Here is a 15865-nt window from a genome sequence, read left to right as displayed (position 1 = left end):
AATGGAAATTTATAAAAATCCTATCTCACTATTTAAACAAACTAATTTTTCAAAAACTATTTGGTGGCAATTAAAAGTTAATATTTCGGGATATCAAAATGAAACAGAAGATAAATTAGTTACTGAAATATTTAAAAATAGAATTTTTAGGCTTATTTATCCAAATATTTATCAAAACAACCATAAATATTCAAGAATACTAGTTCAACTATATGAAGATGGTTACGTCTGTTGGATAAATTTAGATGGATTAATTATTGAGAAATACGAATTCAAAAAAAATAACAGTTTAGAAAATGAACACTTCTTTATAAAAGATAAAGTTAACTCAATTTTAAAATGGATCAAAGATCAATCTGAGTTAAATAATGAATATCTTTGGGGAGGTACATTAGGACCCAATTTTGATTGTTCTGGATTAATTCAGACTGCTTTTTTAAAGCATCAAATTTTTATACCTCGAGACTCTTTTCAAATAAAAAGTTTTTGTAAGCACCTTTTTTATTTCAAAGAATCGTATGCGGCTCTACGACCTGGCGATCTTTTATTTTTTGGAAATGAAGGAAAATGTGATCATATTGGAATCTACAAAGGAGACGGATTCTATTACCATAGCTCTGGAGTGGATTTTGGCAGAAATGGAATAGGATTAGATACCCTAAAAAAGTCTAATGATAAAATCTCATTCCATTATAAATCTAAACTTATTTCGGCAGGAAGAGTAGTTAGAAATTATAGATGGGATCGTACTATACGTTAATTAATATAGCTCAACTTTAAATTAAAATATTACTTATTCTTTTATTTAGAAATTAACCAGCAGTCCAAATATTTTTAATGATTGGCATTATGGTATCTAAGTGTAATGTCCCAACAAGTAACCAAGCAAAAACAGCTCCTCCACATCCTCCTAACCAAAATCCACTTGTAAAATCAGCCCAACCAGCTCTTGTAAATAAGTCCTTTGGCGGATTATTAACAGTCGCATCTGGAGGTTGAACATTAGGTGCTTTACCAGGTGCATTGTATAGCACAAAAAGTGCTGTCAAAATATGAACAGCTCCAATAGTAGCGAGAAGTCCAGCTGTTAGAGCAAATTCAGAATTTCTTAGTGGGCCAGTCATAGTAAAAGGTCCGTATAGAAGATATCCAAAAGCTGCTCCAGTTTCTAAACCTCTAAAATTAGGAGAAATACCTTCTCTGTAAAAAGGTAAATTATTTATAAAGGCTTTTGTAAAATAACCACTATTAACTGGAGTAGCTAAATTACCAACACAAGGATCAGCAACTGTTTTTACTGCCCATTGTTCTGCTACGCCAATATCATTTGGTTGTACAGAAGTATCTATGTATTTCTCATCAAACTTAATAGAACTTGTTGATTCAGAGAATGATTTTTGAAAGTCGCTCATTTTTTTAATAGTTTAGTGTTTGATAATTTATTCAGTTGCTGTAATTAATCTTCCAATCAATACGATAAAAACAGCAGGCATTGCTATACCAATTAATGGAACAAAAATTGAGGGTAAAAGACTTGGTAAATCAGATGGCATAGTTCTTTAAACATCTTTAAACACTTTAGTATTGATCAGCGAAATAATGTTAATTTTATTACTGGATGATATAAAAATTATTAACTTTTTACATGTTAAATTTTTTCGCAATTTTACTTATTATTTTTATAGGAATATTACTTCTAGTTTTTAAAAAAAGAAGCTTTAAAAAGTTAATAAATCAAAGCAATTTAAATTCTATTAAATTAAAGAAAAATAAAAAAAGTAATAATAAATTTCTATCTAAAAAAAATAGTTATTTATACAATCACGAAGAAAAAAAGTACTCAATATTTTATAAAAATTCTCAAAGAAATAAAATGATTAGTCTTTTTAAGGGTGATACAGATAATAAATTAAAGGCATTAAAAATTGCGGAAGAATTAGCTGATAAATCAACATTACCAATTTTACGAAAAGGCTTAAGAGATATTTCTCCTGAAGTCGTTGAAATTTCAGCTTTATTAATAAGACAGTTCAAGTAAACAATCAATTTTGCTTAGCACTGTTTATTGATCTAATTCTGTAAATTGGACGACTTTGACTTTCATGATATGTCCTAATTAAAAGTTCACTCAACAATCCAAAGCTAAATAATTGAACACCAGCAATTCCTAATATTAATGCAAACATCAGCAACGGACGATTTCCAATATCCTCACCCATTATTTTTAAAACTATCAAATAAGAACTTATCGCAAGGCTAAAGAAAATACTTATAATTCCAACAAAACCAAATCCATACATCGGTCTTGTTAAAAATTTAGTCATAAACCAAACAGTTAGTAAATCCATTAAAACTCTAAAAGTTCTATCAATTCCATATTTACTAGATCCATATTGCCTGCTCCTATGATTTACTTTAATTTCTTTGATTCTTGCACCTTCAATATTAGCTAAAACGGGCAAAAACCTGTGAAGTTCCCCATATAACTTTATATCTTCTATTATTTCTTTCTTAAATGCTTTTAATGAGCAACCATAGTCATGTAACTTCAAACCTGTAACGTGAGCTATTAACTTATTCGCTATTTTTGATGGTATCTTTCTATTAATTAATTTATCTTTTCTATCAAACCTCCAACCACAAACCAAATCAAAACCATTATTAATCTCTGAAATTAATAAAGGAATATCATTTGGATCATTCTGTAAATCACCATCCAAAGTAATAACAATATCGCCCTTAGAATTATCAAAGCCAGCTGACATTGCTGCAGTTTGACCATAATTTTTGCGAAGGGAAATTACTGACAATTCTTTAATTTTGAGAGTTAGTTCCTTTAATACTTGATGAGTATTATCTTTAGAACCATCATTTACAACAATCAATTCAAAATTAATTTTATGAGATGACATTACATTTATAACTTCATCCAATAAAAGACCAATACTATCGCTTTCATTGAAAACAGGGACGATAATAGAAATTAATTGTTTTATATCTGACATTTATATCTAATAATAATTACACAATTTTAACTTAATTTAGAACATTAAAATTAAACAAAAAAAATCACCACAAACGTGGTGATTTAAATTATTTAAGGGAAATTTAACCAAATTTACCTGAAGTGGATGCGATAACAAATGCCCCAAATGTAAGTATGTTTCCAATCGTGAAATGTGCTAGTCCAACTAATCTAGCTTGAACAATTGAAAGTGCAACTGGCTTATCTCTCCAGCCAACAAGGTTAGCAATTGGAGTACGCTGATGTGCCCAAACTAATGTTTCAATTAATTCTTGCCAGTAACCACGCCATGATATTAGGAACATGAAACCAGTAGCCCAAACTAAGTGGCCGAATAGGAACATCCAGGCCCAAGGAGATAGGGAATTTACTCCAAATGGATTATATCCATTAATAAGTTGAGCAGAGTTTAACCAGAGATAATCTCTGAACCAACCCATTAGATAAGTTCCTGATTCGTTAAATTGTGCTACGTTTCCCTGCCAGATTGCTAGGTGTTTCCAATGCCAGTAGAAAGTTACCCATGCTAGTAAATTTAATGCCCAGAACATAGCTAAGTACATAGCGTCCCAAGATGAACTATCACAAGTACCGCCACGTCCAGGGCCATCGCAAGGGAATGCATAACCTAAATCTTTCTTATCAGGAATTAATTTTGTTCCCCTAGCATCAAGTGCTCCTTTGATAAGTATTAAAGCGGTTGTATGAAGACCTAAAGCGATAGCATGGTGAACTAAGAAATCTGCAGGACCGATAGGTAAGAAAGCACTTAATGCATCTTGTCTATTAATCAAATCCATCCAGTAGTGATTACCTGGCAATGAATTAGCGGCGAGACTTGCTGAACTTGTTGGATCAGATAATAAAGCATTAAAGCCGTACATCATTTTACCTTGAGCAGCTTGAACAAATTGAGCGAATACGGGCTCAATTAGAATTTGCTTTTCAGGATTACCAAAAGCTACAACAACGTCGTTATGAACATAAATTCCTAGAGTATGGAATCCAAGCAGCATTGTTACCCAACTAAGATGGCTTATCAAAGCTTCCTTTGTTCCAAGAACTCTTGCTAGTACATTATCTTTATTTAATTCCGGATCATAATCTCTTACAAAGAAAATAGCTCCGTGTGCAAATGCACCAACCATCAAGAACATTGCTATGTACTGATGATGACTATATAAAGCAGATTGTGTAGTGTAATCCCTGGCAATAAAAGCGTAAGAAGGAAGTGCACCCATGTGTTGAGCTACAAGAGAAGTTGCTACACCAAGGGATGCTAATGCTAATCCAAGTTGGAAATGTAATGAATTATTTACTGTTTCATATATTCCATCGTGGTTAATTCCAAAACTACCTTTATGAGGATCATTAGGGTGTCTTGTATTATGGGCTTCTGTAATTTCTTTTAGGCTATGACCAATACCAAAAGTATTTCTGTACATATGACCAGCAATTACAAAAACTGTTCCAATCGCAATATGGTGATGCGCAATATCGGTAAGCCATAATGCTTCACTTTGAGGATGAAGACCACCTAAGAAAGTAAAGATTGCTGTTCCAGCTCCTTCAGCTGTTCCAAATACTTGATCTAAAGAATCAGGATTTTGGGCATAAGCTCCCCAGTTTAAAGTAAAGAAAGGAGCTAATCCTGCAGGATGTGGAAGCACTGTTAACCAGTTATCCCAACCTACATGCTGACCTCTTGATTCAGGTATAGCAACATGAACCAAATGGCCCGTCCAAGCGATACTACTAAAACCAAATAAGACAGCTAAATGATGATTTAATCTTGACTCTGCATTTTTAAACCAAGCTAAAGAAGGTCTGAATTTAGGCTGTAAGTGTAACCAACCAGCAAATAGAGTCCAACATGCCAAAATACTCATAAATATTGAAGCTTGGAAGAGTTGCTCGTTAGTTCTCATTCCAATTGTGTACCACCAATGGTAGAGACCAGAATAAGCTATGTTTACTGGACCGCTTGCTCCAGCTTGTGTCATTGCTTCTGTTATACCAGATCCAAAATGAGGGTCCCAAATAGCATGAGCTATAGGGCGAACATGAGTTGGATCTAGTACAAATTGCTCAAAATTACCTTGCCAAGCAATATGAAATAAGTTACCGGCTACCCAGAGAGCAATTATTGCTAGATGTCCAAAATGTGTAGAGAATAGCTTCTGATAGAGTTTTTCTTCGGTCATACCGTCATGACTTTCAAAGTCATGAGCGGTAGCTATTCCGTACCATATTCGTCGGGTTGTGGGGTCCTGAGCTAGACCCTGGTTAAATGATGGAAATTTTGTTGCCATTGAATTAAAAAGGTGAAGTTCAGGTTATTAGCCCAGCCCGAAAAGGCGAGCATGGAAGAAGGCCCATGTGGTAGCTATACCACCTACAAGGAAGTGTGTAACACCTACTGCACGTCCCTGAGTAATAGATAGAGCTCGAGGTTGAATGGTTGGTGCAACCTTTAATTTATTGTGTGCCCAAACAATTGATTCGAACAATTCTTGCCAATATCCTCTTCCACTGAAGAGGAACATTAAACTGAACGCCCATATAAAGTGAGCTCCCAAGAACATCAAACCGTACATGCTTATTGATTGACCATAGCTTGTTAATACTTGAGAAGCTTGAGCCCAGAGGAAATCTCTTAACCAACCATTGATAGTAATTGAACTTTGTGCAAAATTACCACCAGTAAGTCCCCAAACATCACTCTGCATTTTCCAGGAGAAGTGGAAAATAACTATTGATAAACAGTTATACATCCAGAAGAGTGCTAAGAAAACGTGATCCCATGAAGAAACTTGACATGTACCACCTCTTCCAGGACCATCACAAGGGAATCTAAATCCTAAAGAAGCTTTGTCAGGAATTAACCTTGAACTTCTTGCATAAAGAACTCCTTTAAGAAGTATCAAAACAGTTACATGGATTTGGAAAGCATGAATATGATGAATCATTAAATCAGCTGTCCCTAGTGGAATTGGCGCTATAGCTACCTTTCCACCAACTTCTACTAAACTTCCATTAAAGACTTCACTTAAAGCTTTGTGAGGCAAAGCTTCTGCAGTACCTGCTAAAAGAGAAGTCCCAACAGCAGATGCTTGAATACTCTGTACCCATTGAGCAAAGATTGGCTGAAGTTGGATAGCAGAATCACTAAACATATCTTGGGGTCTACCTAAAGCTCTCATAGTATCGTTGTGAATATAGAGTCCAAAACTATGGAATCCTAACCACATACAAACCCAGTTCAAGTGACTGATTAATGCATCTCTTGCCTTAAGAATTCTGTCTAATACATTATCAATATGTTTTGCTGGATCGTAATCTCTAACCATTGCAATTCCGGCATGCGCACCCGCTCCTACTATGAATAATCCACCTATCCACATGTGATGGGTAAATAATCCAAGAACTGTCATATAGTCAGTAGCTATATAAGGATATGGAGGCATCGCATACATGTGATGAGATACAAGTATGCTTATTGATCCAAGCATCGCTAGGTTTACTGATAGCTGAGCATGTCTACTTTCTGCCATGAACTCAAAAAGACCTTGATGACCTTTAGGGGCAGGGAATAATATTGGGTCTCCCTGTTGTGAATCTAATATTTCTTTCATACTATGACCAATACCGTAATTGGTTCTGTACATATGACCACCTATTATCGCTATTACACCAAAAGCTAAATGATGATGTGAAACATCAGTCATCCACAAGCTTCCTGTCACAGGGTTAAGTCCACCTTTGAAAGTAAGGAAGTCTGAAAAAGCTAACCAATTTAAACTAAAGAAATTACCTGTACCACTTGCTAATCCTGGAAATATCTGACCGATAATTTGTGGATCGCATAGTTGATGCGGCATAGGCATATCTGCAATAGTTGCTATTTCTTTTCCATTAATAACTAAAGGAGAGCCTGCATCAATTGCATCTAAGAGAGCTGCAGTAGGAGCTCCGATATGAATACAATGGCCAGCCCATGCTAATGATCCTAAACCTACTAAACCAGCTATGTGGTGATTAAGCATAGACTCAATATCTTGAAACCACTCCATTTTTGGAGCTGCTTTGTGATAATGAAAAATTCCAGCGTGAAGCATAAGTGCCGCCATTACTACAGCACCTATTGCTAAAGCCATAAGTTCACTCTCATTAGTGATTCCCCATGCTCGCCACATGTGGAATATTCCTGAACTAATTTGAATACCGTTGTAGTTAGCACCAAGGTCAGCATTAAGCATTTCTTGTCCAACGATTGCCCATACTTGCTGAGCTCCTGGTTTGACGTGAGTTGGATCAGCTAACCAACCTGAGTAATTAGAAAATCTTGCTCCATGGAAAAATGCAGCACTCATCCATATAAAAATGACTGCAAGATGTCCAAAATGAGCTGAAAAGATTTTTCTTGTTGCTTCTTCAGCATCGCCTGTATGCACATCAAAATCATGTGCATCAGCATGCAAATTCCAGATCCAAGTTGTAGTTTTCGGACCTTTAGATAATTTACTTGACCAGAATCCTGGCTTATCTAATTTGGCAAAATCAATAGGTCTTGGATCGGCCTTGACAGGATCTTCCAAAACTTTTTTGTTTTTTTCTCCACTTTCTGGTGGGCTGATGGTCATCTAGCACCTCGAAAATAAATGACATTAAAGCCGATTGATCGGATCTTGAACTTATTTTTAATGATAATGTTCAAGAAAACGAATCCTTCGGAACTTTAGATATTCGTTTCAAAAATAATAAGGCAAAGATTCTTTCGTTATGCATTAACGTAACAAATGTTCTAATGATTGTTACTATATGAATATTTTGTTAAATTCTAGTCTATGACTAAATTATGAGTATTTTTACTCAAAATTTATACAAATTTCTTAAATTTTTTTTTATATTTCAAAGAAAATTTTTTAAATCCAGCGACAGGATATAATTTCAAAGTTACTATCAATAGTTTCTAATTTGAAAGGCATTGCGATAGGTCTATCTAATAATTCAAAAGAAATTTTAAAAAGGCTTAAAAAAACCGAATTTGTCAAAGACATATATATTGCGGGTTCTTCAAAAGAGGATGGAAAGGAAAATGAACTTATTCAAATACAAAAACCTAGAGAAATATTACTAAAAAAATGGCCGAAGACAGATTTAATAATTTTTATAGGCTCAATTGCTGCATCAATACGCATAATAAATCCATTTTTAACCTCTAAAGATCAAGATCCAGGAGTAATAGTTATAGATAACAAATGTTCCAAGATAGTTCCATTAATTGGCTTACATCAGTCAAATACGCAAAATATTTCATGTCAAATTGCTAATTTACTTGGTGGCGAAATTATAGAAACTAATAATTCCAATGATCAAAGCCTCTTAAATCTTGATGCATTTGGAAATCAATGGGGGTGGAAAAGGTCTGGCGAAATAAACGATTGGTCAAAACTAGTAATTAAACAAGCTAAAAACGAAGAAATATTTTGCAAACAATTATCTGGTAATAATTTATGGAAAACTTCAGAATCAGCTGAGATTATTAATCAAATTGATAAAAAAGAAAATGAAAAACCAGATTCAACATTTTATGTGAGTATATTCGAAAATCATGGAACAACTTGGCACCCGCCTGTATTATGGATTGGTATTGGATGTGAAAGAAATACAAGCAAAGAATTAATAGCAAATTCTTTAAATAATCTTTTGGAGTCAGGAAATTTATCGCAGCAATCAATTGCGGGATTTGCAACTATAGATATAAAAAAAGATGAGAAAGGAATTTTAGAACTTTCTGAAGAAAAAAACTTGCCTATAAAGTTTTTTAATAAAAAAGATCTTTCAACAATAATTGTTCCAAATCCATCAAATGTCGTGCAAAAGGAAATTGGTACACCTTCCGTAGCAGAAGCCTCTTGCTTACTCGCAGCAGGAGAAGAATCAAAATTATTAGAAGAAAAAAGAATTTTCAAAAATCAATCTGGGGCAGTAACTATCGCTATCGCAGAATCAAAAAATCAATATAATCCAACCCATGGTGAGATCCATATTATTGGAAGTGGGCCAGGTGATATCTCCTTCCTAACCAATAATGCAAGGAAAGCACTTTCAAGATGTACTGTTTGGATTGGATACAAAATGTATTTAGATTTAATAAAACCCTTAAAAAGGAATGATCAGGTTTTAATTGAAAGTAAACTTACTGAGGAAAAAGAGAGATGCAGTAAAGCAATTAAACTGGCTGAAGAAGGAATAAAAGTGGCTTTAATTTCGTCAGGTGAATCCGGGTTTTATGGAATGGCAGGTTTACTTTTAGAATTACTACAAAAAATCAAAAAAGAATATAGACCTTACTTTGAAGTACATCCAGGTATAAGTAGTGTTCAATTAGCTGCTGCAATTAGTGGAGCACCACTAATGAATGACTTTTGTTCAGTAAGCTTAAGCGATAAATTAACTCCATGGCCTTTAATAGAAAAAAGAATTAAAGGAGCTCTTATGGGCGACTTTGTAATAGCTTTATTTAATCCTCAATCCATTGAGAGAAATTGGCAGCTTAAAAGTGTAATAGATATATGTTTACAATCTAGGCATGGAAATACTCCAGTTTTATTAGCTAGACAAGTAGGTAGAGAAAATCAAACCAAAAAATATTTTACTTTAAATACCATTCCTTTTAAAGAGATTGATATGTTATCAATCATTATTATTGGCAATTCTCAAACAACCTTAGTTGACGAAATATTTCTTACTCCCAGAGGATATTTACAAAATTAAGTTTCGCTAATCCATAATTTTTATAAATAGAATGTTTTTCTTTGCTTTTTCTTTATAAGAATACTAATCTTTTATAATAATGATGTAAGAAAATTAATTGAAAAATATTGGTTTAATTTTGTTTGACATTGATGGGGTAATCCGCAGCGTAGAGAATAGTTACAGACTTTCATTAAAAAAAACTGTCTGCAAATTTACCGGATGGGAGCCAAGTTATATAGATATTGATAATGCCAAAAATGAAGGGATCTGGAATAATGATTGGGATTTAAGTTTAGAACTTATAAAAAGATGCATAAAAAAAGAAAACTTAAAACTTAAAATTCCTCCAAGAGAGGAGATAGTAAAATGTTTTGAAAAGTTTTACTTTGGTGTAGATCCAAGTAAAGATAGTAAATACTGGTCGGGTTACATAACAAATGAGGAGTTATTAGTTGATAAAAAGTTTTTTGATTTAATTCAAGATAATGGAATAATCTGGGGCTTTGTTAGTGGTGCAGAGTCTGCTTCTGCAAAATTTGTTTTAGAAAAAAGACTTGGACTAAAATCACCACCATTAATATCTATGGGAGATGCCCCTGATAAGCCTGATCCTAAAGGTTTTATTAACTTATCAAAAAAGCTTATTGGAGATAAAATTGGTGAATCAAATATTCCCATTGCATATGTAGGAGATACTATTGCAGATATAAATACAGTTATAAACGCTAGAAAGGAAATACCATCTCAGAAATTCATAAGTATCGGAATAGCTCCCCCTCATTTACATTTAAATTCTCGATTAAAAGAACGTAATTCTTACGAAACAAATCTTAGAAATGCAGGCGCTGACTTGATTTTAAATTCTATTTATGACTTAGAAGATATTGATCTTGACTCGTTTTAAAACAAATATTAATTAAAAATCTTCAAAATAAATCACGGAGAGGGAGGGATTCGAACCCTCGACAAAAGTTACCTCCTGTAACTCCTTAGCAGGGAGCCGCTTTCAACCACTCAGCCACCTCTCCAGTTCTTATACATTATCAATTTTTATGCAAATATTCAAAATTTTTTATTTAATCGAAATGTCTAATCAACTCTAACTTTCGGTAATCTATTTTTAAAAGAACAAAGAATTTCCCAAGGAATAGTATTAGATTCTCTAGCCCAATCAAGAGGAGAAATTGTTTTATCTCCAACAGATCCTAGTAATACCATTGTACTGCCAACTTTAATTTCATTCGAATCTGTTATGTCTATCATCATTTGATCCATAGTTATAGATCCAACTTGAGGATAAAATTTATTATTATGAATAACGTTTATCTTGCCTGAAAGATTTCTTGGTACTCCATCTGCATAACCAATACTTAATACAGCTAATTTAGTTTTTCTATAACTTACAAATTTACCTCCGTAACTTACACTTACACCTTTATCAATAGTTCTAATAAAAGCTACTTTAACCTTCAAAGATAGAGCTGGTTTAAGCAATAAATTTTTATTTGATTTTGATAAAGGTTTATATCCATACATAGATAATCCAATACGTACCATATGAAAATGGAAATTTTTATCAAGAAGCATTGCCGCTGAATTAGCCAAATGAATCTTGATATTTTTATTTCTATAAACATTAATTTGCTTTAATAATTCCTGAAACTTCATCCTTTGTAATTGTGTAATACTTTTTGGATCTAATGAGTTGAGTTCATCTGCAGAGGATAAATGACTATATATTCCTTTTATTAAAATGTTCTCAAAAGATTTTATTTTTTCAAATTGCTGAACAAATTTATCGTATTCAAATCCTAATCTTGACATTCCGGTATCAACTTTAAGGTGTAAAGGAAATTTCGATCCAAAGTGCTTACCAATGTTATTGCAAATTAAACATTCTCTTATACTACTGATAGTTGGCATAAGATCATTTTTAAAACATATAATAAGATCCCTTTTCGTATAAAGATTTCCGAGGATAAGTATTGGTTTTTTAACTCCAGAAGAACGTAGCTTAATGCCTTCATTTAATGTGGCAACACCTAATTGAGATGCTCCACCTTTGATAGCATACTGTGATACTAATTCCGCATCATGTCCATATCCATCAGCTTTAACGACTGCCATAAATTGACAATTTTTACTTAATTTTGATCTTAACTGTCTAACGTTTGTTTCTATTGCTTTACCTTTAACTTCAATCCATGCTCTTTGTTTAAAATCTATATCTTTTTCAAAATTTGGAAATTTGTCAAATTTAAGTAACTGATTTGTTTGCCTATTTTGCATTAACTTTGCACAAATATATGCGCTTATTGAAATATACAGTTAGCATGACATGTAAATTGTATTTTGGCATGGGCCAGACTCTAGTTTTAAATGCCTCTTATGAACCTTTAAACATCACTTCATGGCGAAGAGCAGTAATTTTGATGATTAAAGGTAAAGCAGAAAGCTTAGAGGAAGATAAAACATATTCAATTCATAGTGGGAAAAAGTTGCCGACAGTTATAAGACTTCGTTACTACGTCAAAGTTCCTTTTAGAGAGGTTTCTTTAACAAGAAAAAATATTCTTCTGAGAGATAATAATTCTTGCCAATACTGTAACTATAGGGGTAGTGACCTATCAATAGATCATGTTTTACCGAGAAGCCGAGGTGGAACAGATAACTGGGAAAATGTTACTACAGCATGTCTAAGATGTAATGTACAAAAAGGTAATCGAACTCCCGAAGAGGCGAATATGCCCTTAAAACGCAGGCCTTATCGTCCATTAAGTAATCTAAATTTTGAAGCTACAAGACAAATTGACTCTGGCAAGCATAAAGAATGGAGTAAATACGTAATAGGGGTTGCAATCTAATAAAAAAATCTTAATTTACTTCTTTATTAAAATCTTCCATCATTCTTTTTTGTTCTTGAGCTATGCATGCATTAATCACTTCTTCTAATTGACCAGCAAGAATTGGCTCAAGAGAAAAATTGGAACCTAATCTATGATCAGTTGTCCTGTTATCTTTAAAATTATAAGTTCTGATTTTTTCACTTCTATCGCCTGTTCCAACCTGGGAAAGCCTTTGTGATCTCTCTTTTGCATTGGCTTCTTTTAATTGAATTTCATACAATTTAGCTCTTAAAATTTCCATTGCTCGTTCGCGATTTTGCAATTGTGATCTCTCTTGAGTACAAAAAACTCTTATTCCTGTAGGCTTGTGGAGAAGATCAATAGCTGTTTCTACCTTATTAACATTTTGTCCCCCTGCACCTCCTGATCTTGCTGTTCCAACCTCTAGATCTGTTGGATCAATTTTAACTTCAACAGGATCAGCCTCAGGCATAACTGCAACTGTAGCAGTAGAGGTGTGAACTCTACCTTGAGATTCAGTAGCTGGAACTCTTTGGACTCTATGTACACCAGCCTCAAATTTAAGTTGACTATATACAGAATCTCCTTTAACGGAGATAACTAACTCCTTAAATCCACCCATATCTGACTCGGAAGCACTAACAGGTTTTACAGACCATCCAATTTTTTGTCCATATCTTTCATACATTCTTGCTAAATCGCCCGCCCAGATACAAGCCTCATTACCTCCAGCACCGGCTCTGATTTCTAACATTACACTTCTTTCATCTCTTGGGTCTTTTGGCAACAAGGCGATTGTGGTTTTTTGAATCAGTTCATTCTTAGATTCCTCTAGAGTTATTAACTCCTCATTTATCAAAGATTCCATTTCTTTATCATTTCTATTCTCCTTTAATAGATTTTTTGAATCTTCGATTTCTTTATCAGTATCAAGCAACTTATTAAAATCAATCACCAAAGGTTCTAATTTTGACCTTTCTCTTGCGATTGATTCTAATTTTTTTGGATCATTAGCTATATCAGGATCTGCAAGTTGCACTTCCAAATTTTCAAAACTTTCTGAAGCAGTTTTCAACCTTGCAATTAATGTTGAGTATTCCAATTGAAATTATGCTTAATTTTGAAAATTCTATTTTTTAGAATCTTTTTTTTCTTTTTGATCTTTTGATGTGGCTGAATTAGCTGAACCCATTCCATATTTTTTCATAAACCTATCAACCCTACCTTCTGTATCAAGAATCTTTTGAGTTCCGGTGAAGAAGGGATGATTTCCACTCCAAACATCAACATGTAATTCAGGCTGGGTTGAGCCAGTAGTCATTACAACTTCTCCATTACAAATAACTTTTGCATCTGGATACCATTTTGGATGAATTTCTGATTTTGGCATAATTTAAATTCCTTTAACGTTTAGAGAATTGAGGAGCTTTTCTTGCTTTTTTAAGACCATATTTTCTTCTTTCCTTAGCTCTAGGATCTCTACTCAGATGGCCTTCAGTTTTTAGCGGTTTCCTATTGTCAGGAGATAATTCACAAAGTGCCCTTGCTGCACCTTGCTTTATAGCATCTGCCTGGCCAGTCAATCCACCACCAAAGACATTTACCAAAATATCATAAGAATTTTCAAGGCCTAATGTTTGCAAAGGTGCTTTTATTGAATTTAAGTGCAGGGGATTAAAGTTTAAATAATCATCTCCAGAACGACCATTAATTTTTATAAGTCCATTACCTGGAATCAAGCGAACTCTAGCTACTGAAGTTTTTCTTCTTCCAGTTCCCCAATACACAGCTTTGTTTTTTATTTGACTATTCATTTTGATAAATTAACTATTTAATAATACAGGATTCTGAGCAGCATGAGGATGATCAGCACCTTTATAAACTTTTAGTTTTTTAAGCTGCTGTCTTCCTAAAGAATTATGAGGCAGCATGCCCTTAACAGCTTGCTCGATTATTCTTTCAGGAATTCTTTCTTTTAAAGACTCAAATTTTTCAATTTTCATTCCTCCTGGTCTTCCAGAATGTCTCCTGTACAATTTTTGTGATGCTTTTTTGCCTGTTACCTCAACTTTCTCGGCATTTACTACAATGACAAAATCTCCAGTATCTAGATGAGGTGTAAATGTTGGTTTATTCTTACCTCTCAATACAGTTGCGATTTCTGTAGCAAGTCTACCAAGCGTCTTATCTTTTGCGTCAACTAAAAACCAATTTCTTTCAATTGTTTCTAAAGATGGAGTAATTGTTTTATTCATTTACCAAATTTCTGCAAATAAATTTTAATTAGTCTTAAATTCTACATTATTGAAGGAATATTAAACAACAGTTTTGAATGATTTACACAAAAAATTCTCTTAATTAAAACTTACTTAAGAAAAACCCTTAATTAAAAATACAGGGAAAAGATCATTGTTATTAATCTTTTTAAAAACATTTTCTTCATAAACAGCATTTACAAAACATAACCCCTTAGCTGGAGCAGATTCTTTAACATCATTTTTCTTTTTGTTTACCCATCTATCTGTAAAAATTTCTGGCGATATTTTGTTTTCTCCAACTAAAACTAGTTGACCAATAATTAAGCGGACCATTCCATATAGAAAACCAGTAGCTTTAATATCAACAAAAATCAAATCTTCAACTCTTTTAATATCTATATTTTTTATTTTTGTAATTGAATTTGTTCTACTACTACCACTTTTCTGAAAAGCAAAAAAATCATGTTCTCCAATCATTTTCTTGGATGCATTTAACATTAAAACTTCATCTAAGACTTTTTGATATCTATGCCATGACCAATTATTGATGAACAAGTTTGGAAATTTACTGTTATTAATGACATATCGATAATGTCTATACATTACTGAATAGCATGCATGCCAACTATCTTTTACTTCAACTGATTCCAAGATCCTAATTGATGAGGGTAAGAGACTATTTAAGATATCAGAATAACTATTTCCTGGAACAACACAATCAACATCAAAGTGTACTACTTGACCTGATGCATGAACCCCAGCATCAGTCCTACCTGCTGCAAAAGTCTTTACTGTATGATTCGTAATCTTTAAAAGAGATCTGTCTAAAATTTCTTGAACAGTAGTTGCATTTTTTTGTTTTTGCCAACCTGAATAATGAGTTCCGTCATATTGGACTAGTAAAGCTACCCTTTTCAAAAGTTATTCTTTAGTAAAAGCCCCTTTAATTAACA

16 protein-coding genes and 1 tRNA gene are annotated in these 15865 nt (G+C 33.3%); 5 read left to right on the top strand and 12 right to left on the bottom strand.

Going from position 1 to position 15865, the window contains the following annotated elements; all coding sequences use genetic code 11:
* Position 1 precedes the first annotated feature (1 nt).
* Positions 2-760 carry a C40 family peptidase gene (locus tag BS621_RS05750; protein ID WP_077142131.1) on the top strand — a complete coding sequence of 253 codons (759 nt, stop codon included), beginning with the start codon at positions 2-4 and terminating at the stop codon, positions 758-760.
* 52 nt (positions 761-812) lie between these two features.
* Here BS621_RS05750 and BS621_RS05745 read toward each other — a convergent pair whose 3' ends face one another.
* Positions 813-1412, bottom strand: coding sequence for a photosystem I reaction center protein subunit XI (locus BS621_RS05745; protein WP_025891181.1), 600 nt, complete (start codon positions 1410-1412; stop codon positions 813-815).
* Between the two features lie 27 nt (positions 1413-1439).
* A complete protein-coding gene (locus BS621_RS05740; RefSeq protein ID WP_011863629.1) occupies positions 1440-1553 on the bottom strand; it encodes a photosystem I reaction center subunit VIII in 114 nt (37 codons plus the stop codon).
* A 320-nt stretch (positions 1554-1873) separates the two neighbouring features.
* Here BS621_RS05740 and BS621_RS09670 point away from each other — a divergent pair, with 320 nt between their 5' ends.
* Positions 1874-2038, top strand: coding sequence for a hypothetical protein (locus BS621_RS09670; protein WP_225866688.1), 165 nt, complete (start codon positions 1874-1876; stop codon positions 2036-2038).
* Positions 2039-2042: 4 nt separating this feature from the next.
* On the opposite strand, the gene BS621_RS05730 is transcribed toward BS621_RS09670, so the two are convergent.
* From BS621_RS05730 to psaA, 3 genes are all read right to left on the bottom strand, one after another.
* Complete coding sequence (locus BS621_RS05730) at positions 2043-3005, bottom strand: glycosyltransferase family 2 protein (protein ID WP_077142129.1); 963 nt, start codon at positions 3003-3005, stop codon at positions 2043-2045.
* Positions 3006-3108: 103 nt separating this feature from the next.
* Positions 3109-5337 (bottom strand): photosystem I core protein PsaB, encoded by a 2229-nt coding sequence (gene psaB / locus BS621_RS05725; protein ID WP_011819135.1) that lies wholly within the window; start codon positions 5335-5337, stop codon positions 3109-3111.
* A gap of 27 nt (positions 5338-5364) precedes the next feature.
* Entirely contained in the window at positions 5365-7668 is a 2304-nt protein-coding gene (psaA, locus tag BS621_RS05720; protein ID WP_025927692.1) for a photosystem I core protein PsaA, read from the bottom strand.
* A 334-nt stretch (positions 7669-8002) separates the two neighbouring features.
* On the opposite strand from psaA, the gene cobJ reads away from it, so the two are divergent.
* Together cobJ and BS621_RS05710 are read left to right on the top strand one after the other, a co-directional pair.
* Complete coding sequence (cobJ, locus tag BS621_RS05715; protein ID WP_077142128.1) at positions 8003-9805, top strand: precorrin-3B C(17)-methyltransferase; 1803 nt, start codon at positions 8003-8005, stop codon at positions 9803-9805.
* Positions 9806-9902: 97 nt separating this feature from the next.
* On the top strand, positions 9903-10691 hold the full coding sequence (locus BS621_RS05710) for a TIGR01548 family HAD-type hydrolase (RefSeq protein WP_077142127.1): 789 nt from the start codon (positions 9903-9905) through the stop codon (positions 10689-10691).
* A gap of 35 nt (positions 10692-10726) precedes the next feature.
* Here the strand turns inward: BS621_RS05710 and BS621_RS05705 are convergent.
* Positions 10727-10815, bottom strand: a tRNA-Ser gene (locus tag BS621_RS05705).
* Between the two features lie 61 nt (positions 10816-10876).
* Entirely contained in the window at positions 10877-12076 is a 1200-nt protein-coding gene (alr, locus tag BS621_RS05700; RefSeq protein ID WP_077142126.1) for an alanine racemase, read from the bottom strand.
* A gap of 17 nt (positions 12077-12093) precedes the next feature.
* Between alr and BS621_RS05695 the strand changes: the two genes are divergently transcribed.
* The gene (locus tag BS621_RS05695; RefSeq protein ID WP_032520888.1) at positions 12094-12651 is read left to right on the top strand and encodes an HNH endonuclease; all 558 of its coding nucleotides are present in this window, start codon (positions 12094-12096) and stop codon (positions 12649-12651) included.
* A gap of 10 nt (positions 12652-12661) precedes the next feature.
* On the opposite strand, the gene prfA is transcribed toward BS621_RS05695, so the two are convergent.
* The 5 genes from prfA to truA form a co-directional block, all read right to left on the bottom strand.
* Positions 12662-13756: a peptide chain release factor 1 gene (gene prfA / locus BS621_RS05690; RefSeq protein WP_025972581.1), complete on the bottom strand. Its 1095-nt coding sequence runs from the start codon at positions 13754-13756 to the stop codon at positions 12662-12664.
* Positions 13757-13783: 27 nt separating this feature from the next.
* Complete coding sequence (rpmE, locus tag BS621_RS05685) at positions 13784-14044, bottom strand: 50S ribosomal protein L31 (RefSeq protein WP_077142125.1); 261 nt, start codon at positions 14042-14044, stop codon at positions 13784-13786.
* A 13-nt stretch (positions 14045-14057) separates the two neighbouring features.
* Positions 14058-14468 carry a 30S ribosomal protein S9 gene (gene rpsI / locus BS621_RS05680; protein ID WP_011819147.1) on the bottom strand — a complete coding sequence of 137 codons (411 nt, stop codon included), beginning with the start codon at positions 14466-14468 and terminating at the stop codon, positions 14058-14060.
* A 9-nt stretch (positions 14469-14477) separates the two neighbouring features.
* Positions 14478-14909 (bottom strand): 50S ribosomal protein L13, encoded by a 432-nt coding sequence (gene rplM, locus BS621_RS05675; protein WP_077142124.1) that lies wholly within the window; start codon positions 14907-14909, stop codon positions 14478-14480.
* 114 nt (positions 14910-15023) lie between these two features.
* The gene (truA, locus tag BS621_RS05670; RefSeq protein ID WP_077142123.1) at positions 15024-15830 is read right to left on the bottom strand and encodes a tRNA pseudouridine(38-40) synthase TruA; all 807 of its coding nucleotides are present in this window, start codon (positions 15828-15830) and stop codon (positions 15024-15026) included.
* Between the last annotated feature and the right edge of the window lie 35 nt (positions 15831-15865).

Source organism: Prochlorococcus sp. RS04, from assembly GCF_001989455.1.
Lineage (GTDB): Bacteria > Cyanobacteriota > Cyanobacteriia > PCC-6307 > Cyanobiaceae > Prochlorococcus_A.
This window is presented reverse-complemented; position numbering and strand designations above follow the sequence as displayed.